Raw genomic sequence first — 18,102 nt, forward strand, 5'->3', positions numbered from 1 at the left:
GCCATGATCAAACTCTTCAATTCAAGTTCAATCGCTCAATAAACTGCTTAGCTATAAATAAAACACTACTTAAAAAAGTAATGATGAATTTTCAGTTAAGCACCTATTAAGACTTCAAAATTAAAAAATATTTTTAAAACAAGTCAATCAACAAGTGCCCACACAGATTGTCTGATATATTGTTAAAGAGCAAAATAAAGTGGTCGGCGAGATAGGATTTGAACCTACGACCCACTGGTCCCAAACCAGTTGCGCTACCAAGCTGCGCTACTCGCCGTCAGATCTTATAGAGATAAGATGGGGTGGCTAATGGGATTCGAACCCACGACAACTGGAATCACAATCCAGGGCTCTACCAACTGAGCTATAGCCACCATTAAAAGTTGTTATTGCACTGACCTGGCGCGCTCGACAAGATTCGAACTTGCGACCTTTGGCTCCGGAGGCCAACGCTCTATCCAACTGAGCTACGAACGCGTTACTGCGTCGTTGCGGAGGCGTATATTAATGATTTAATAAAACCTTGTCTAGCACTTTTTGAAAAAAAATGTTTGAGCGATAGTTTTTTATTCAGTTTGTTTAAAATTCACTATTTTTTCGACTATTTTACAACTTGGCGAATCATTATATATGTTGAATCATCCAACAATTATGAATTTGTTTATTACGTTCAAAATCTAGTGGTAACGTTTTATGCGAAATTTCTACCGCACTTAAACCTAATTCTTCCAACGCAACTAAATTCATTTTGAATCCACGTTTATTATTCGAGAAAACAATTGTGCCATTATTCGACAAAACTCGTTTTAAATTGCTCATCAATTTCACATGATCTCGTTGAACATCCCAACTCTCTTCCATACGTTTAGAATTAGAAAACGTCGGTGGATCCACAAATATCAAATCAAATTGACGATCACATTTTTCTAACCATTGAAGGCAATCTGCTTGAATTAATTTATGCTGTTTACCTTTAATATCATTCAAAATAAGATTTTGCTCCGCCCAATTAAGATAAGTATTTGACATATCAACGGTCGTTGTCGATTTAGCGCCACCAAGTGCCACATGAACAGTTGCAGAACCGGTATAAGCAAACAAGTTCAAGAAATCTTTACCTTTTGCCAATTCACCAATCATTTTTCTTGTTAAACGGTGATCTAAGAATAAGCCAGTGTCTAAATAATCTGTCAAATTTACCCAAAGTTGCGCGCCATATTCATTCACATAAAAGTATTCACCTTTATTGGCTAATTTCTCATATTGGTTGCTACCTTTTTGTTTCTGACGAACTTTGAGGATCAACTTATTTGTTTCGACACCAGTAACGTGCAAAGTTGCAGTAACAGCATCTAATAAACGTTGACGCGCTTTATTTTCATCAATATTTTTCGGTGCTGCATATTCTTGCACAACAATGTAATCTGCATAACGATCGACGGCTAAATTATATTCAGGCAAATCAGCATCATATAAACGATAAGCGTCTAATCCTTGTTGCTTTGCCCATTTGCTAATTTTCTTAATATTTTTTTGTAATCGATTAGCAAAATCGGTTGCCACCTCCGAAGTGCGGTTAAATTCTAGTTCATTTTCAGCTGTAATTTCGTCAGATTTTCGTTCTGAAACTTGATAATTCTTCTGCACACAATCTAGTGGGCCATTTTTTGCTTTAAACTGTCGGCTGGCACGCATTCTCAAACAATCAAGCAATGTGGATTCGCTACTAAAAACAGAAACATTCCAACCGCAAAATTCTTTTTTAAGTCTCTGCCCAAATACAGAATAGAGCGCGATTAAAGCTGGTGTTGTTCCTAAACGTTCCCCATAAGGTGGATTACAGATAACCGTACCAACTTCATTTAAACGAGGATTTTTCAACGCTGCGACATCACCTTGTTGCCATTTAATTAAATGTGAAACACCTGCATTTTGTGCATTCTTCTGCGCCTTTTTTAATACGCGGTGATCGAGGTCAAATCCATAAAAGTGCGGTTGAATTTCACTTTGTTTTTCTTCTGCTAATTCAATCGCTTCATTTTTTACTTTTTCCCAAGCCGATTGATTATGCGCTTTCCAAAAATCAAATCCCCAATGTAAACGATAAAGTTGCGGCGCAATTTTGGCTTCCATTTGTGCAGCTTCAATTAAAAGCGTGCCTGAACCACACATTGGATCTACTAATGGAGAACCCGCTTGCCAACCTGAACGCATAACAATTGCCGCCGCTAGAGTTTCACGTAAAGGCGCTTGACCTGCATCTTCACGATAGCCTCGTAAATGCAATGTTTCCCCACTTAAATCTAAAGAAATCACTAAATTTTCACGATTCAAATAAGCATGGATACGTACGTCCGGCTGAATTTTATCTACATCAGGGCGAGTTTTACCTTGACGCTCAAAGTAATCGACAATTCCATCTTTAACGCGCATCGCACCAAATTGAGTATGACGAATTTCTTGGTTGGTTCCATTAAAATCTACAAAGAAGGTAACTCGTTCATCAAATTGCGCTAACCAATTAAAGCCAGAAACAGCCGCATAAAGATCCAAATCACTGTAAATTTTAGTTTCAATCAAAGGAAATAAAATGCGTGAAGCAAGGCGTGGCCAAAGCAAAGTGCGGTATAAAGTTTCATCATCTGCTTGATAATGAACGCCCCCTTGAACCACTTTTGCCTCTTGCGCGCCAAGTTCAGTGAGTTCAACTTTTAATAATTCTTCAAAGCCACGAGAAGTCGTTGCAAATAATTGTTTCATTTAGGTACCGATTTTGAAAATTTTGAGGGATTATAGCATAGAAAAAGATGATCTAATTGAGATCATCATAGCGAGTTAAACTGTAAAAAGAAAAGCCCTGATTTTCTCAAATCAGGGCTTTAGAATTTGTTGGTTGCGGGGGCCGGATTTGAACCGACGGCCTTCGGGTTATGAGCCCGACGAGCTACCAAGCTGCTCCACCCCGCGTCTGATGTGGTGCACTATACGCTATTAATATTTTTTTGCAAGAATTAAACAAAAGTTTATATTTCATTTGTTAATAAAATGTTCAATGTGCGTTTTTATTAATCAGCTTGACTAAATAACACTGGTCGTTTTGAAGGATTTTTGATAGCGTATGCAGCCTTATTTAAGCTTATTTAGGATTAAAAATGTCAGTTCGAAAATTTTTCTCATTAAAAACATTTTCTATTGCAGTGACAACCGCACTTTTAGTTGCCTGTGGTTCTTCTAATACAACAAAAACTCAAATTCCAACCACGTCAAACGGCAGCGATCCTCAACAATTTGGTGCAAAATATTCGGGTCGTAATTATCAACAAGCTGTGTTGATGCCAGTTTCTCAAGTCGAAAACCAAAGTGCGGTCATTAATCAAGGTGATTTTTTAACTCAACTTTCAAATGTACAAAGTTATTCAAGCAAACTATCTGCTCGTTTCTATGGCAACTATGAAAAAATTGTGAACTGGGTACTTTCTGGCGCCAATGTCAGTGAGCTTTCTAAATTTGGAATTAACCCGCAAATTATGCGTGGGTTCGATGGATATCAAAATGTTTTAATGACAGGCTACTACTCTCCAGTCCTTCATGCACGCCGTTCACCGCAAGGTCAATTCCAAAATCCAATTTATCGTATGCCGGCAAATAAACGTTTTAGCCGTGCACAAATCTACGCTGGAGCATTAGCGGGTCAAGGATTAGAATTAGCGTATAGCGACTCCATGTTAGAGAACTTTTTACTTGGGGTACAAGGCAGTGGTTATGTAGATTTTGGTGATGACAACCTTAATTACTTCGCTTATGCCGGACAAAATGGCTTTCCCTACACCGCCGTTGGGCGTTTATTAGTAGAAGATGGTGAAGTACCAAAAGAGAAAATGTCTATTCAAGCAATTCGTGAATGGGGCAATCGCAATCCCTCTCGTGTACAAAGTTTGTTAGAACGTAATTCTTCTTATGTATTCTTCAAAAATGATCCAAGTGGCAAAGTAAAAGGTTCTGCAGGCGTACCACTTGTACCAATGGCATCAGTAGCATCAGATCGTAGCGTTGTACCATCTGGTACTGTTCTTTTAGTCGAAGTGCCTGACATTGATAATAACGGAAACTGGCTTGGCACACACAAATTGCATTTAATGGTTGCACTTGATGTGGGCGGTGCGGTGAAAGGCCACCACTTTGACTTATATCGTGGCATTGGTGATCAAGCAGGCCATATTGCAGGATTATCAAAACACTATGGCCGAGTATGGGTATTACGGTAATGGCTAGAATAGATAATTACGAACAACGCTTTGGTGGCATTGGACGACTTTATACGCCTGATGGCTTAGCACGCTTACGCCAAGCGCATATTTGCGTGATTGGCATTGGCGGTGTCGGCTCTTGGGTTGTTGAAGCCTTAGCACGATCTGGCATTGGCGAACTCACATTAATTGATATGGATGATATTTGCGTCACGAACATCAACCGCCAACTTCCCGCGATGAGCGGCACAATCGGCAAATTAAAAACTGAAGTCATGTCAGAGCGAGTAAAATTAATTAACCCAGAATGTACCATTAATATTATTGATGATTTTATCTCGCCAGAGAATCAATCGGATTACCTCAATCGAAGCTATGACTATGTCATTGATGCTATTGACAATGTGAAAACTAAAGCGTCTCTGATTGCTTATTGTAAACGTAACAAAATTAACGTGATTACTATTGGTGGTGCTGGCGGTCAAACTGATCCAACCCAAATTCAAATTGCCGATCTCAGTAAAACCATTCAAGATCCGCTGCTCGCCAAAGTGCGGTCAGTTTTACGTAAGGATTACAATTTTAGCCAAAATCCAAAGCGTAAATTTAGTATCGACGCGATATTTTCAACACAACCTTTAATATTCCCACAAATGACAGAAGACTGTTCTATTTCAGCCACAATGAATTGCGCAAATGGGTTTGGCGCAGCCACAATGATTACGGCAACCTTTGGTTTTTTTGCGGTTTCTCGTGTAATAGATAAATTACTAAAGAAAAAATCTTAATATCCTCTTGAAAATGCACATTGACCATAAATGTGCATTTTTTATCGAATGAAACCTATTTACTTTGAAAATGAAAAATTTTCCCTCGCGTGCTCTATAAAATCGTTGCAATTTATATAAAAAGGCGTACTCTTTTTTCCCTTTGAGAATTATTACCAACAAGTAAGGAAACAGAAATATGAAAAAACTTTTAAAAATTAGCGCCGTTTCTGCCGCACTTTTAAGTGCGCCAATGATGGCAAATGCCGATGTATTGGCATCAGTAAAACCTTTAGGTTTTATTGTTTCATCTATTGCAGATGGCGTAACTGGTACACAAGTCCTTGTTCCTGCAGGCGCCTCTCCGCATGACTACAATTTGAAATTATCTGATATTCAAAAAGTAAAATCTGCAGATTTAGTTGTGTGGATTGGTGAAGATGTTGATTCATTTTTAGACAAGCCGATTAGCCAAATTGAACGTAAAAAAGTGATTACCATTGCCGATCTTGCGGATGTTGAACCTTTATTAAGTAAAGCTCACCACGAGCATTTCCATGAAGATGTCAATCACGATCATAAACATGAGCATGATCACAAACACGAACATAAACACGATCACGAACATGAACACGGCCATGATCATAAGCACGAGCATGAACATCATGACCACGCTCATGAACATCACGACCATGATCACGATCACCATGATCATGACGAAGGTTTAACAACAAACTGGCACGTTTGGTATTCTCCCGCTATCAGCAAAGTTGTGGCACAAAAAGTAGCGGATAAATTAACTGCACAATTCCCAGATAAAAAAGATTTGATTGCTCAAAATCTTTCAGATTTTAACCGCACTTTGGCAGAACAAAGTGAAAAAATTACAGCACAACTTACGAACGTTAAAGATAAAGGTTTCTACGTTTTCCACGATGCTTATGGTTATTTCAATGATTCTTATGGTTTAAAACAAACGGGTTACTTCACCATCAATCCATTAGTTGCGCCAGGTGCAAAAACTTTAGCGCACATTAAAGAAGAAATCGCAGAACATAAAGTAAATTGCTTATTCGCAGAACCACAATTTACGCCGAAAGTGATTGAGTCGTTAGCACAAAATACTAAAGTCAATGTAGGACAACTCGATCCAATTGGCGATAAAGTCAATTTAGGTAAAAATTCTTATGCAACATTCTTGCAATCTACCGCAGATAGTTACATGGAATGTTTAGCTAAATAAACCTTTCTAAAAACAATGACCGCATATAAAAGTGCGGTCATTTTCTTTTCTAAATTTGATATTTTGTTTTGTCTCCAATATCAAAATGCAAAGGCATTCGCCATTTTTGTATCGCTAAAACTAAAAGTAATACGCCAGAAATAATAGAAAAAATGCGTAATGCGATAAGATTATTTAACACCCATGAAAACCACAAGCAAGCCACAAATATCGGCTGTAAATTTAGCAAAGGTACGCGGAAACAAAAATATTCTTTAAAACACAAACCACCTAAAGTAAGTAACGCACCGCCAAGGGCCAAAGCGGGATAATGATTAATATAAAACAGTAATCCTATCCAAGTAGCAAATTGAAAAAGCAATCGGAAAGATTTCAGATAAATATGTAACGAAGAGGCACAGCAAGTTGCCGCAATTAATATAAATGTGAGCGATAAATCTGGATACCAACTCATGGCAAGAATAGCCAACGCCGCTATCACAAAGCCAGAACGATAAATAATGACAGTCAGATTATCTAAAAAATCCATCGGGGATTTAATATGTGGATCAGCCATTCTACAAAGATTCCTTTTATAAATTACAAATTAAAAATAAATGTTACGTCAACTCAATAAAAAGTGCGGTCAACTTAAAAACATTTTCTAAATTAACCGCACTTTGATTATTTCTGTTTAAGCTTATCAAGAATTTTTTGATGAATGCCACCAAAACTGCCATTAGACATCACCAAAATGTGATCTGTAGGTTGGGCCTCAGCGACAATCATATCCACTAATCGATCTAAATTTGCATTCCAATAGGCAGGTTGTACACATTGGTTTGCAATATCTGCCACTTCCCAAGGAAGTTGTTCTGGTTGAAGCATAAACACTTCATCAGCTCGGCCAAGTGCAGGCGCAATTTCATCTTTATGAACACCCATTTTCATTGTGTTAGAACGAGGCTCAAGCACTGCTAAAATTCGCACACCACCACCTACTTTATCTCGTAAAGCGGTTAGCGTAGCAAGAATAGCTTCTGGATGATGAGCAAAATCATCATAAACGGTGATACCATTAACTTCGCCTTTTACTTCTAAACGACGTTTAGCATTTACAAAAGATCCCAATGCTTTACACGCATCTTCAATAGCCACACCTGCATGATGAGCAGCAGCGATCGCCATTAAAGCGTTATGCATATTATGTAGTCCGACTACATTCCATTTTACTTCTGCCACTTTTTCACCATGATGGAAGACCGCAAAATGTGAGGCATCATTTGTAATACGTTCAGCAAACCACTCATTATCTTTGCCTAAAAATTGTTGTTGTGACCAACATCCCAATGCCAAAGTTTCTTTTGCACTTTGTTCACTCGCCGAACTTAATACCAAGCCACTTGCTGGAATAGTTCGAATCATATGATGAAATTGGCGTTGGATCGCTTTGAGATCATCAAAAATATCTGCATGGTCAAAACTAATGTTATTTACGATAAGTGTGCGAGGATTATAATGGACAAATTTCGAACGTTTATCAAAGAAAGCTGTATCATATTCATCAGCTTCAATAACAAAATAAGGGCTTTCTCCTAAACGAGCTGAAATGCCAAAATTACCGGCAATTCCGCCGATTAAAAATCCTGGTTTTAAGCCATTTTGCTCTAAGATCCACGTTAACATACCTGTTGTAGTTGTCTTTCCATGCGTACCAGAAACTGCCAATACCCAACGATCTCGCAATAAATGATCATGCAACCATTGAGGACCAGATGTGTATTTCAAATTATTTTCCAACACATATTCTACGCAAGGATTACCACGTTTCATTGCATTACCAATGATTACCATGTTAGGCGCAGGTTGTAATTGTGCAACATCATAATTTGGAATAATCTCGATGCCTTGCTCTTCTAAAAAAGTGCTCATTGGAGGGTAAACATTGGTATCAGAACCCGTCACGTGATAGCCCATTTGTTTAGCAATCATCGCCACGCCACCCATAAATGTGCCACAAATACCTAAGATATGAATATGTTTCATTGTACTTCTCTACTTAACTTATCAAGGAAAATGAAAAGTATAATAAAACAACTTCTATGAACTTTCAAAATAAAAGACTGTCATAAAAGCTCACATGGGCTATAATTGAGCCTTTAAAAAACGAGTACAACTTAACTAACAAAATATAATGAAGGAATTTACAATGAAATTTAATAAATCTTTTCTCTTTGCAAGTATCATCGCAGCTTCAATTGTATTAACCGCTTGTAACGATAAAGAGCAAAAACAAGCTGAAAAACCCGCAGTAGAAACAACTCAACCTGCTGTAGAAAAAGCTCAACCTGCAACAGAAGCTGCACAACCAGCAACAACCCAATCAGAACAACAGGCTCAAATAAAAATAGATGAATTAGTTGCTCAAGCTAATGCAGAATTTCAAAAAGTTGCAAACATAAAAGTTACTAATGTTTCTGTTACTGATGATTTAAAATCCTTTTCTATCACTTATGAAATTACAAATCTAAGCGATAAAGCAATTTCAGAAGCGCAATGGCTCACTATTTACAAAGAAAATAATCAGCCGTTCTATGTAGCAAATCTTCCTGCATTACAATTTGGAAAAACAATTGCACCGAAAGCAAATGAAGTCGTTACCTTATCAACCGATGAAGAAGCCGTGCTTTCTCAAATTCGTCCTCACTTACAACAAGGAAAAAGTATTCAAGTCGATATTATTGGGACTTCAATTCATTTTGCTGACGGTTCCAAAATTGGCTTAGTGTCAGAACAAAAATAATCCTATAAAAAATGCCTGTGTAAAACAGGCATTTTTTTATCCGCACTTTTAGGCAATTCGCTCAAATCCAGCTTTTAAATCTGCAATCAATTCATCTACATCTTCAAAGCCAATATGCACACGAATTAACGAACCTGTAAAGTTACGTTTAATATTTGGACGAATATGTGCAATTTCTTCTGGTTGATTACAAAGAATTAAAGACTCAAATCCTCCCCATGAATAAGCCATAGTGAAAAGTTGAAAATGATCCATGAAATTTGAGACTTCTTCCGATGTCAATCGCTTAGTTAATTCAAAAGAAAATAAACCGCTGCTACCACTAAAGTCTCGTAAAAAGAATTCATGACCTGGGCAACTTGGTAAAGCTGGATGGTACACAGTTTTTACTTCTGGTTGCTCACTCAACCATTTTGCTACTTTAATACTACTTTCCTGATGGTGTTTTAATCGTACACCCAATGTACGAATACCACGAGCGGTCGTATAAGCAGAATCCGCATCCACCATCTGCCCCATTAAATAGGAATGTTCTCTAAGTTGATCCCAAGTTCGGGCATTCGCAACGGCAGTACCAATCATAATATCAGAATGCCCTACTAAATATTTCGTACCCGCTTGAATAGAAATATCAATGTCACGCTCTAACGCTTTAAATAGAACACCTGCCGACCAAGTATTATCAATCATAATCACAATATTTGGGCTCACCTTTCTTGCAGCCTTCACAATAGTCGGAATATCGGGAATTTCCATTGTGATAGAACTCGGTGCTTCCAAGAAAAGTACTTTTGTATTCGGTTGAATAAGCGTTGCAATATCAGCCCCAATAAGAGGATCGTAATAAGTTGTATCGATCTGCATTTTTTTCAGCACAATATTACAGAAATCTTGGGTTGGCTCGTAAGCTGCGCCACTCATTAATACATGATCGCCACTTTTTACAAAAGAAAGAATCGAGTTAGTTACTGCTGCTGCACCACAAGGGTAAAGATAACAGCCTGTGCCCCCCTCCATTTCGCACATTAAATCTTGTAACGCAAAATGTGTTAGCGTCCCTCTTCTGCCATAAAATAATTCGCCTTTTGCTCTATGTTGAGTGGCATGTTTTTTATCTTCAATACTGTCAAATACTAATGAAGAAGCTCGCTGTAAAACAGGGTTTACCGATCCTTGTGAAAAGCGTTTTTTACGCCCTGCATGGACAAATGTTGTTGAGAGATTGTGTTGTTGCATATTTCCACCTTATTTTAGATAAGATTAATTGCTTTAATAGATAAAATCGAGTATAAAATGTCGGCGTTTCAAATAGAACCGCGCTGCTATTTTGTGTGGCAAAACTTCAACTTAACTTTATATAGGAATTATGACTATGGTATTAGTAACCCGTCAAGCACCAGATTTTACTTCATCTGCTGTATTAGGCAATGGCGAAATCGTTGATAACTTCAACTTTAAAAAACACATTGCTGGAAAAGCTGCAGTAATCTTTTTCTACCCATTAGACTTTACCTTTGTTTGCCCTTCTGAGTTAATCGCATTTGACCACCGTTATGAAGAATTCAAAAAACGTGGCGTAGAAGTCGTTGGTGTTTCTATCGACTCTCAATTCACTCACAATGCATGGCGTAACACCCCAACTGAAAATGGTGGTATCGGTCAAGTTAAATATGCATTAGCGGCAGACGTAAAACACGAAATTGCTCAAGCATACGGTATTGAACATCCTGAAGCAGGCGTTGCATTACGCGCTTCATTCTTAATCGACAAAAATGGCATCGTTCGTCACCAAGTAGTAAACGATCTTCCATTAGGTCGTAACATCGATGAAATGTTACGTATGGTTGATGCATTACAATTCCACGAAGAGCACGGTGATGTATGCCCTGCTCAATGGGAAAAAGGTAAAGAAGGGATGAAAGACAATCCTGAAGGCGTTGCAAAATACTTAAAACAAAACGCTGATAAACTTTAATCCGTAATTATTTACAAGAAAGCCACACAATGTGGCTTTTTTTATAGTCTTAGATACTTTAGAATAGGCGTATCTCTAACACCAAGAGCGGTTCATTTCTATGAAATTTAATATTCCTATTTTCCTAACGATGTTTCGCGTAATCCTGATTCCGTTTTTCGTGATTGCATTTTATTTACCTATCGAATCCTCCCCTTTTATTACTACATTCATATTCTTTATTGCCGGTGTTACTGATTGGCTTGATGGTTATTTGGCTCGTAAATGGAAACAAACTACAAGATTTGGCGCTTTTTTGGATCCTGTTGCGGATAAAGTAATGGTTGTCGCAGCCTTGGTTCTCATCGTTGAATACCAACACTCTCTTTGGATTACGATTCCTGCCATTATTATGATTTCTCGCGAAATTATAATTTCTGCATTACGTGAATGGATGGCAGAACTCGGAGAGCGTAGTAAAGTCGCTGTCTCTTGGTGGGGAAAATGGAAAACAACCGCACAAATGTTAGCCCTAGGCGGATTATTATGGCGTTACAATAACTATATGGAAATTGCCGCTATAATCTTACTTTACATCGCAGCCATTTTAACAGTATGGTCTATGATCCAATATTTACAGGCAGCAAAAGGTAGCCTACTAGATGACCTCAAACTCTAATTCTCGATAAAGTGCGGTATTTTCTACCGTACTTTTATCATTTTGTCTTATTTTTAATCAAACAAAGTTTTTTTTATTTTTTTCATTTGACACAAGACTATAAAACCGTAAAATACGCCCCGTTGTCACGCAGCAATGCTGATTGGTGATAAATGCGGGAATAGCTCAGTTGGTAGAGCACGACCTTGCCAAGGTCGGGGTCGCGAGTTCGAGCCTCGTTTCCCGCTCCAATTTGCCCGAGTGGTGGAATCGGTAGACACAAGGGATTTAAAATCCCTCGCCTTTCGAGGCGTGCCAGTTCAAGTCTGGCTTCGGGCACCATTTAAACACCAATCAAAAGATTTTAAAATTTACTTTAAAATCATCTAATTGGGTCGTTAGCTCAGTCGGTAGAGCAGCGGACTTTTAATCCGTTGGTCGAAGGTTCGAATCCTTCACGACCCACCACTTTAAAATAAAGTAAGCACCGAAAAGATATTTTTTTATTGCCTAAATTTAATACTACTTTTCAAATCACTGCCTTATTGATAAATAGCTATTCTTTCTATTAATGTAAAATTAATTAGTTAATACATCCTTATTTTTTATCTCTATACCCTATTTTCTAAAAATAAAATAGCACCTGAAAATCAGATGCTATCCAAAACACAATAAAAATTTACTGCACTTTATTACTTCAATAAGTAAGCCCGTAGTTGTGCAAAATCATTATCCATTTCATCAGAAAGCAATGGCAGCTGATTATGTTTATCCAGAGCTTCAGGTAATGAAAGCTGAATACCAAGAATACGCTCTACGGATTCTTTAAATTTCGCAGGGTGCGCTGTACACAGGAAAATTCCTGTTTCATCCGCTTTAAGTTGATCTTTCAACACTTGGTAAGCTATTGCACCGTGAGGTTCACATAAATAACCTTTCGCCTGCATCGCTTTTAAGGTATCTTCTGTTTCGCTATCACTTAGCATCCCCGAACCTAAATTAGTTAAATCCCAACCATTTCGTTTAAACAGTTCTTCCACTCTTGGCCAGTTATTTGGGCGACTTACATCCATTGCATTAGAAAGGGTTGCAACTGTCGTTTTAGGCTCCCAATTTCCCGACTTCAAATAACGTGGTACAGTATCATTTGCGTTTGTTGAGGCGATAAAGCGTTTTATCGGCAAGCCTAAGGTTTTTGCAATTAATCCCGCAGTTAAGTTACCAAAATTACCACTTGGCACAGAAACCACAACATTATCACGTTTTTCTTTTGGCAATTGTGCTACAGCCTCAAAATAATAACAAACTTGAGCTAATAATCGGCTAATATTAATAGAATTTGCGGAGTTGAGTCCGATAGCTTGGCGCAATTCAGCATCATCAAAGGCTTGCTTAACTAAAGCCTGACATGCATCGAAATCAGCGTTAATTGCAACAGTACGAATATTCCCCCCAAGGGTGCAGAACAATTTTTCTTGCAATGGACTGATTTTGCCTTTTGGATAAAGGATAACTACATTAATATTTTCTAATCCATAAAACGCATGTGCTACAGCTGCTCCAGTATCGCCAGATGTTGCCGTTAAAATAGTGATTTTTCCATCACCACGTACCGCCGCAAGTGCCTGTGCCATAAAACGCCCCCCAAAGTCTTTAAATGCCAATGTAGGACCATGAAATAATTCAAGTGCATAAATATTATCTTCCACTTTTTCTAACGGTGCGGTGAAAGTAAACGCATTTTTCACCATCTCGTCTAACGTTGCTTTCGGTAATTCTTCACCAATTAATGCACCCAAAATTTTTTGACTACGCTCAACAAGAGGTAATTCAAGTAATTCATCAATGTTATTAAGTTGAGGAATAACTTCTGGAAAGAATAAACCTTGATCCCGTCCAAGACCTTGACGAACAGCCTGAGAAAAAGTGACTTGTTCTTCGGGATGTTTAATATTGTATAAATTCATATTTAATCCGTTTTTAATTTTATCTATTTAAATTAACTTATTTAATTTCTCTTGCGCCTTCGTTATCGACCTTACATACATGCACAAAACCTTCATTATTTTGTAAATAATGGCTTTCTAAATAACTTGAAAGTTTAATTGCAGTTTGTAAATCAGGGGCAATAGAGAAAATAGTAGGCCCTGAGCCTGAAATACCAGTGGCAAGTGCACCTAAATCTCGTGTAGCTTGTTTTACTTCAGCAAAATTAGGTAGCAAAGATTCACGATAAGGCTCAGCAATGACATCTTTCATCATAATCGCTGCAAGGTTTTCCTGATGGGTATGGCAAGCATGCACAAAGCCACCTAAATGACGACCATGGGCAATCACGTCTTGTCGAGTATAGCTTTTCGGTAAAATTGCACGCGCTTCAGCAGTAGAAACTTCAATTCCCGGATAGGCTAACACCCAATACCAATTATCAAAAAATGGCAATTTTTGACAAATATTGCCGAGCGATTGCACCATAAATTGCACACCGCCAAGATAGCAAGGTGCAACATTATCATAATGGATTGAACCAGAAATACGGCCTTCCAATTCGCCCATCATTTCAAGCAATTCCATTTTCGAAAAAGGGCCATCATGAAACTGATTTAATGCTACTAATGCAGCAACAATAGAACAAGCACTAGAGCCTAAACCAGAGCCAATAGGCATATTTTTTTCGAGCGTTAAACGCAAAGGCTTCACATTTCCTCCGCGTAATTTTAATTGCTCGCGAAATAGCACATAAGCTTGGTAAACAATATTTTTTTGTGGTTCTTTCGGTAATTTACGAACAAAATAGCCCGCACTTTCTAACTCAAAACCACTTGAAATAGATTCTATTTGAACCACATCACCTAACAATGAACCATCAATAGGAGAGATCGCGGCACCTAAAGTATCGAAACCTACGCTAATATTCGCGCTAGATGCAGGGGCGTAAATTCTTAACATTGGGAATCCTTATTAATGTTGTAATGTTCTTAAGATATCTGCAAAAATACCTGCCGCAGTAACCGCATTGCCTGCGCCATAACCACGTAATAAAAGCGGGATAGGTTGGTAATAACGAGTATAAAATGCCAAAGCATTTTCACCGTCTTTCACTTTATAAAGTGGATTATTCTGATCGACTGCAACAATAGATACTTTACATTTACCTTCGCAAATTTTGCCAACATAACGCAATACTTTGCCTTCAGCTTTAGCGGTGGAAACACGAGCTTTAAACTCTTCATCAAGCTGTGGCAACATTGCCATAAATTCATCTGCAGATTTTCCTTCAGAGAAGCCTTTCGGCAATACACCTTCAACTTCAACATCTGAAAGTTCAAGCTCAATTCCAGCTTCACGAGCAAGAATTAATAATTTACGTGCTACATCTTGTCCAGAAAGGTCATCACGGGGATCTGGCTCAGTAAAGCCTTTTTCACGCGCAAGTGCGGTGACTTCTGAAAGAGAAAGTCCTTCCTCCAATTTACCAAAAATAAAGGAAAGCGAGCCAGATAAAATGCCTTCAAAATATTCAAGTTCATCACCCGCAGCAAGTAAGTTTTGAAGATTTTCAATTACTGGCAAACCAGCGCCCACATTCGTTTCATATAAGAATTTATGTTGGCTTGCTTGAGCGTTTTGGCGTAACTCATTGTAATAAGCTAATTCTCGTGTATTCGCTTTTTTATTTGGCGTGACCACATGGAAACCTTCTTTTAACGCACGGGCATAAAGCCCTGCTACAGATTCGGCTGAGGTACAATCTACAAATACTGGATTCACCACATGATGTAATTTAATGAAAGAAAGCAATACATCAAAATCTGATGGCTGAGTCGCATTTTCTAAATCGTTTTTCCAATCGTCTAAACATAATCCATTTTCATCGAGCAACATTCGGTTGGAATTCGCAATAGCGCAAACTCGAATTTCAACATTCTTCTTTGCTAGATACTCCTTTTGACGCTTTACCTGCTCAATTAATTCTCCGCCTACTCCACCAACGCCCACTAAAAACATATCCACTACTTTTTTATTATTGAAAAGAGCCTGATGAGTAGCTTTCACCGCTTCAATCGCTTTATTTTGCGGCACAACTGCAGAAATTGAACGTTCACTAGAACCCTGTGCAATCGCTACAATGCTAATATTTGCCTGTGCTAACGCAGAGAAGAAACGAGCAGCAATGCCTTTCGCTTGCTTCATTCCATCACCCACAACAGAAATAATGGATAAATCTTTAATCACTTCAATTGGTTCTAATTGATGTTCATTTAATTCATTAGAAAATTCAGTTTCTAGTACAGTTTTCGCTACTTCTGCAGATTTCACTGGCACGCAGAAGCTAATACTGTATTCAGATGAAGACTGAGTAATTAAAATGACTGAAATACCTGCGCCTGACATAGCTGAAAATACACGAGATGCCATCCCTACCATGCCTTGCATACCAGGGCCTGATACATTAAACATCGCCAAGTTATCTAAATTAGTAATACCTTTGACTTGTAAACCTTCTGATTTCACATTGCCATCAATAATCGAACCTGGCGCAGAAGGATTCCCTGTATTTTTAATAACACAAGGAATATTTTGTGGCAACAATGGGCCTATCGTACGAGGATGAATCACTTTCGCACCGAAATAAGAAAGTTCCATTGCTTCACGATAAGAAAGAGTTGGTAATAAACGTGCATCAGGCACTAAACGCGGATCGCAAGTATAAACGCCATCCACATCAGTCCAAATTTCACATACGCTTGCGCCTAAACAAGCGGCTAAACAGGCTGCAGAATAATCTGAGCCATTACGGCCGAGCAGCACCAACTCACCTTTTTCGTTACCCGCAGTAAAACCTGCCATAAGCACCACTTTATCTTTTGCGATACTTGCTGCATCAACACGTTTTGTTGATTCTTCAATTTCAACAGAAGATTCAAGATAACCGCCTTTTGCCAATAATTGTTTGACCGGATCCACAATATGTACGCTATAGCCACGCGTTTCAAACCAAGCTTTCATCATCGCGATAGAAAGTTTTTCACCGCGGCAATCAATTGTCGCTTTAACTGCATCTTCTACTTTTCCTGCCTGACGAATTTCTTCTAATAATCCTTTGATTTGAGCAAATTCAGTATCAATAAGTGCTTTGGTGCCATTTAAGTCGAATTGATTATTTTCGGCATGTAAGCCATTGATGATGTTATAGAAAATTTCGATTGCTTCGTTGAAATGCGTATCGGTTGGTTGATTTAATGCAGCTTTTTCAGAAAGGGCGACGAGATGATTAGTTATTTTGGCTGGTGCTGATAAAACACCTGCTGCCTGCTCTTCTAAATGAGCTTGCTCGATCAATTTCGCTGCTTGGGAAAAACGTTCCGGATTTGCAAGCGAAGTGCCGCCAAATTTTAGTACGCGCATGATTGGTTCTCCTAGAGATATTGTGTTTTTTAATTTATAAAAAAACCCGCTATTCAGTTGAATCGCGGGTTTTCTGTATCCTGTTTTTTGGTGCACTAACCCGCGCCATTAATCATAGTAATGGTCATCATAATCGTGGTAATCGTGCTAATGATTACGGATAAAGTGCGGTTATTTTTCATTGTGTTTTATCTCGAAAAATGAATGCATAAAGAAATACCGAAATTTTCCGAGCTTGTCAAACAGAAAGTAACAAATTTTTCAGAAATTTTCTCAGTAAATAAATTTCGTGTAAACTAACCGCACTTTTATAAAGGAGAACCTATGGATATCCAGCATAATATCAACCTAATTCATCAAAAAATTAAAACAGCTTGCGAAGAAGCAAGACGCGATCAAAATACTGTTAAATTACTTGCCGTATCTAAGACCAAACCTATTTCCGCCATTATTTCGGCTTATCAAGCTGGACAAACGGCTTTTGGGGAAAATTACGTGCAAGAGGGGGTAGAAAAGATCCAATATTTTGGATCTCAAGGTATTAACCTTGAATGGCATTTTATCGGTCCATTACAATCGAATAAAACACGTCTCGTTGCAGAACATTTTGATTGGATGCAAACACTTAATCGAGCAAAAACTGCAGATCGTTTAAATAAACAACGACCAATTAACAAAGCACCGTTGAATGTCTTAATTCAGGTTAATATCAGCGATGAAGAAAGTAAATCAGGTATTCAACCTGAGGAAATGCTAACACTGGCAAAACACATCGAAAATTTACCGCACTTATGCTTACGTGGCTTAATGGCAATACCCGCGCCAACCGATAACATCTCAGAACAAGAAAATGCATTTAGAAAGATGTTGTCTCTATTTGAGCAACTTAAACAAGCCTTACCCAATCAACAAATTGATACTCTTTCTATGGGAATGACTGACGATATGCCGAGCGCAATAAAATGCGGTTCTACTATGGTACGAATTGGCACTGCGATTTTTGGTACAAGGGATTATTCAAAATAAATCTAAACAACCCTAG

At 38.2% G+C, this 18,102-nt stretch carries 14 protein-coding genes, 7 tRNA genes and 1 other annotated feature; of the genes, 10 read left to right on the top strand and 11 right to left on the bottom strand.

The features are described from left to right. Positions 1–200 precede the first annotated feature (200 nt). The 5 genes from DV434_RS00005 to DV434_RS00025 form a co-directional block, all read right to left on the bottom strand. Positions 201–277 (bottom strand) — tRNA-Pro (locus DV434_RS00005). 21 nt (positions 278–298) lie between these two features. Continuing rightward, positions 299–374, bottom strand: a tRNA-His gene (locus DV434_RS00010). A 26-nt stretch (positions 375–400) separates the two neighbouring features. Next, positions 401–477: transfer RNA gene (locus DV434_RS00015), tRNA-Arg, on the bottom strand. A gap of 147 nt (positions 478–624) precedes the next feature. Next, positions 625–2,760 (bottom strand): bifunctional 23S rRNA (guanine(2069)-N(7))-methyltransferase RlmK/23S rRNA (guanine(2445)-N(2))-methyltransferase RlmL, encoded by a 2,136-nt coding sequence (gene rlmKL / locus DV434_RS00020; RefSeq protein WP_118785000.1) that lies wholly within the window; start codon positions 2,758–2,760, stop codon positions 625–627. Between the two features lie 130 nt (positions 2,761–2,890). Beyond that, a tRNA-Met gene (locus DV434_RS00025) sits at positions 2,891–2,967 on the bottom strand. Between the two features lie 185 nt (positions 2,968–3,152). Here DV434_RS00025 and mltA point away from each other — a divergent pair. The 3 genes from mltA to znuA all read left to right on the top strand — a co-directional run bounded on the left by mltA (position 3,153) and on the right by znuA (position 6,257). Next, positions 3,153–4,265 (top strand): murein transglycosylase A, encoded by a 1,113-nt coding sequence (gene mltA / locus DV434_RS00030; RefSeq protein WP_118784999.1) that lies wholly within the window; start codon positions 3,153–3,155, stop codon positions 4,263–4,265. Next, entirely contained in the window at positions 4,265–5,035 is a 771-nt protein-coding gene (gene tcdA, locus DV434_RS00035; protein WP_192881459.1) for a tRNA cyclic N6-threonylcarbamoyladenosine(37) synthase TcdA, read from the top strand. Before mltA ends, tcdA begins: the two co-directional genes overlap by 1 nt. A gap of 178 nt (positions 5,036–5,213) precedes the next feature. Next, the gene (gene znuA / locus DV434_RS00040) at positions 5,214–6,257 is read left to right on the top strand and encodes a zinc ABC transporter substrate-binding protein ZnuA (protein WP_118784997.1); all 1,044 of its coding nucleotides are present in this window, start codon (positions 5,214–5,216) and stop codon (positions 6,255–6,257) included. A gap of 49 nt (positions 6,258–6,306) precedes the next feature. Here znuA and DV434_RS00045 read toward each other — a convergent pair whose 3' ends face one another. Then, complete coding sequence (locus DV434_RS00045) at positions 6,307–6,813, bottom strand: DUF2301 domain-containing membrane protein (RefSeq protein ID WP_111697052.1); 507 nt, start codon at positions 6,811–6,813, stop codon at positions 6,307–6,309. Between the two features lie 107 nt (positions 6,814–6,920). Next, positions 6,921–8,282 carry a UDP-N-acetylmuramate:L-alanyl-gamma-D-glutamyl-meso-diaminopimelate ligase gene (gene mpl, locus DV434_RS00050; RefSeq protein ID WP_118784996.1) on the bottom strand — a complete coding sequence of 454 codons (1,362 nt, stop codon included), beginning with the start codon at positions 8,280–8,282 and terminating at the stop codon, positions 6,921–6,923. 163 nt (positions 8,283–8,445) lie between these two features. Here mpl and DV434_RS00055 point away from each other — a divergent pair, with 163 nt between their 5' ends. Then, positions 8,446–9,039, top strand: coding sequence for a hypothetical protein (locus DV434_RS00055; protein WP_118784995.1), 594 nt, complete (start codon positions 8,446–8,448; stop codon positions 9,037–9,039). 48 nt (positions 9,040–9,087) lie between these two features. Here DV434_RS00055 and metC read toward each other — a convergent pair whose 3' ends face one another. Further along, complete coding sequence (gene metC, locus DV434_RS00060) at positions 9,088–10,275, bottom strand: cystathionine beta-lyase (protein ID WP_118784994.1); 1,188 nt, start codon at positions 10,273–10,275, stop codon at positions 9,088–9,090. A 136-nt stretch (positions 10,276–10,411) separates the two neighbouring features. Between metC and DV434_RS00065 the strand changes: the two genes are divergently transcribed. The 5 genes from DV434_RS00065 to DV434_RS00085 all read left to right on the top strand — a co-directional run bounded on the left by DV434_RS00065 (position 10,412) and on the right by DV434_RS00085 (position 12,119). Then, positions 10,412–11,014 carry a peroxiredoxin C gene (locus DV434_RS00065; protein ID WP_118784993.1) on the top strand — a complete coding sequence of 201 codons (603 nt, stop codon included), beginning with the start codon at positions 10,412–10,414 and terminating at the stop codon, positions 11,012–11,014. Positions 11,015–11,114: 100 nt separating this feature from the next. Further along, positions 11,115–11,672, top strand: a complete 558-nt coding sequence (pgsA, locus tag DV434_RS00070) for a CDP-diacylglycerol--glycerol-3-phosphate 3-phosphatidyltransferase (protein ID WP_005625600.1) — start codon at positions 11,115–11,117, stop codon at positions 11,670–11,672. Positions 11,673–11,826: 154 nt separating this feature from the next. Continuing rightward, positions 11,827–11,902 (top strand) — tRNA-Gly (locus DV434_RS00075). Between the two features lie 4 nt (positions 11,903–11,906). Continuing rightward, positions 11,907–11,993, top strand: a tRNA-Leu gene (locus DV434_RS00080). A 50-nt stretch (positions 11,994–12,043) separates the two neighbouring features. Continuing rightward, positions 12,044–12,119, top strand: a tRNA-Lys gene (locus tag DV434_RS00085). Between the two features lie 224 nt (positions 12,120–12,343). Here the strand turns inward: DV434_RS00085 and thrC are convergent. From thrC to thrA, 3 genes are read right to left on the bottom strand one after another with little or no spacing between them, the layout of a single operon-like run. Then, positions 12,344–13,618: a threonine synthase gene (thrC, locus tag DV434_RS00090; RefSeq protein ID WP_118784992.1), complete on the bottom strand. Its 1,275-nt coding sequence runs from the start codon at positions 13,616–13,618 to the stop codon at positions 12,344–12,346. Positions 13,619–13,655: 37 nt separating this feature from the next. Continuing rightward, positions 13,656–14,600: a homoserine kinase gene (gene thrB / locus DV434_RS00095; protein WP_118784991.1), complete on the bottom strand. Its 945-nt coding sequence runs from the start codon at positions 14,598–14,600 to the stop codon at positions 13,656–13,658. A gap of 12 nt (positions 14,601–14,612) precedes the next feature. Further along, positions 14,613–17,060 (bottom strand): bifunctional aspartate kinase/homoserine dehydrogenase I, encoded by a 2,448-nt coding sequence (gene thrA / locus DV434_RS00100; RefSeq protein ID WP_118784990.1) that lies wholly within the window; start codon positions 17,058–17,060, stop codon positions 14,613–14,615. Positions 17,061–17,095: 35 nt separating this feature from the next. Further along, positions 17,096–17,214: a sequence feature (Thr leader region), on the bottom strand. Between the two features lie 170 nt (positions 17,215–17,384). On the opposite strand from thrA, the gene DV434_RS00105 reads away from it, so the two are divergent. Next, entirely contained in the window at positions 17,385–18,086 is a 702-nt protein-coding gene (locus tag DV434_RS00105; RefSeq protein WP_005631511.1) for a YggS family pyridoxal phosphate-dependent enzyme, read from the top strand. The last annotated feature ends 16 nt before the right edge of the window (positions 18,087–18,102 follow it).

It is taken from the genome of Haemophilus haemolyticus, assembly GCF_003493685.1.
Lineage (GTDB): Bacteria > Pseudomonadota > Gammaproteobacteria > Enterobacterales > Pasteurellaceae > Haemophilus > Haemophilus haemolyticus_O.

Excerpts from the sequence above, each read along its gene's own strand:
- tcdA (WP_192881459.1), top strand. The coding sequence starts at position 4,265 with ATGGCTAGAATAGATAATTACGAACAACGCTTTGGTGGCATTGGACGA.
- mltA (WP_118784999.1), top strand. The coding sequence starts at position 3,153 with ATGTCAGTTCGAAAATTTTTCTCATTAAAAACATTTTCTATTGCAGTG.
- pgsA (WP_005625600.1), top strand. The coding sequence starts at position 11,115 with ATGAAATTTAATATTCCTATTTTCCTAACGATGTTTCGCGTAATCCTG.
- DV434_RS00045 (WP_111697052.1), bottom strand. The coding sequence starts at position 6,813 with ATGGCTGATCCACATATTAAATCCCCGATGGATTTTTTAGATAATCTG.
- znuA (WP_118784997.1), top strand. The coding sequence starts at position 5,214 with ATGAAAAAACTTTTAAAAATTAGCGCCGTTTCTGCCGCACTTTTAAGT.
- thrA (WP_118784990.1), bottom strand. The coding sequence starts at position 17,060 with ATGCGCGTACTAAAATTTGGCGGCACTTCGCTTGCAAATCCGGAACGT.
- rlmKL (WP_118785000.1), bottom strand. The coding sequence starts at position 2,760 with ATGAAACAATTATTTGCAACGACTTCTCGTGGCTTTGAAGAATTATTA.
- metC (WP_118784994.1), bottom strand. The coding sequence starts at position 10,275 with ATGCAACAACACAATCTCTCAACAACATTTGTCCATGCAGGGCGTAAA.
- DV434_RS00065 (WP_118784993.1), top strand. The coding sequence starts at position 10,412 with ATGGTATTAGTAACCCGTCAAGCACCAGATTTTACTTCATCTGCTGTA.
- mpl (WP_118784996.1), bottom strand. The coding sequence starts at position 8,282 with ATGAAACATATTCATATCTTAGGTATTTGTGGCACATTTATGGGTGGC.
- DV434_RS00055 (WP_118784995.1), top strand. The coding sequence starts at position 8,446 with ATGAAATTTAATAAATCTTTTCTCTTTGCAAGTATCATCGCAGCTTCA.
- thrB (WP_118784991.1), bottom strand. The coding sequence starts at position 14,600 with ATGTTAAGAATTTACGCCCCTGCATCTAGCGCGAATATTAGCGTAGGT.
- DV434_RS00105 (WP_005631511.1), top strand. The coding sequence starts at position 17,385 with ATGGATATCCAGCATAATATCAACCTAATTCATCAAAAAATTAAAACA.
- thrC (WP_118784992.1), bottom strand. The coding sequence starts at position 13,618 with ATGAATTTATACAATATTAAACATCCCGAAGAACAAGTCACTTTTTCT.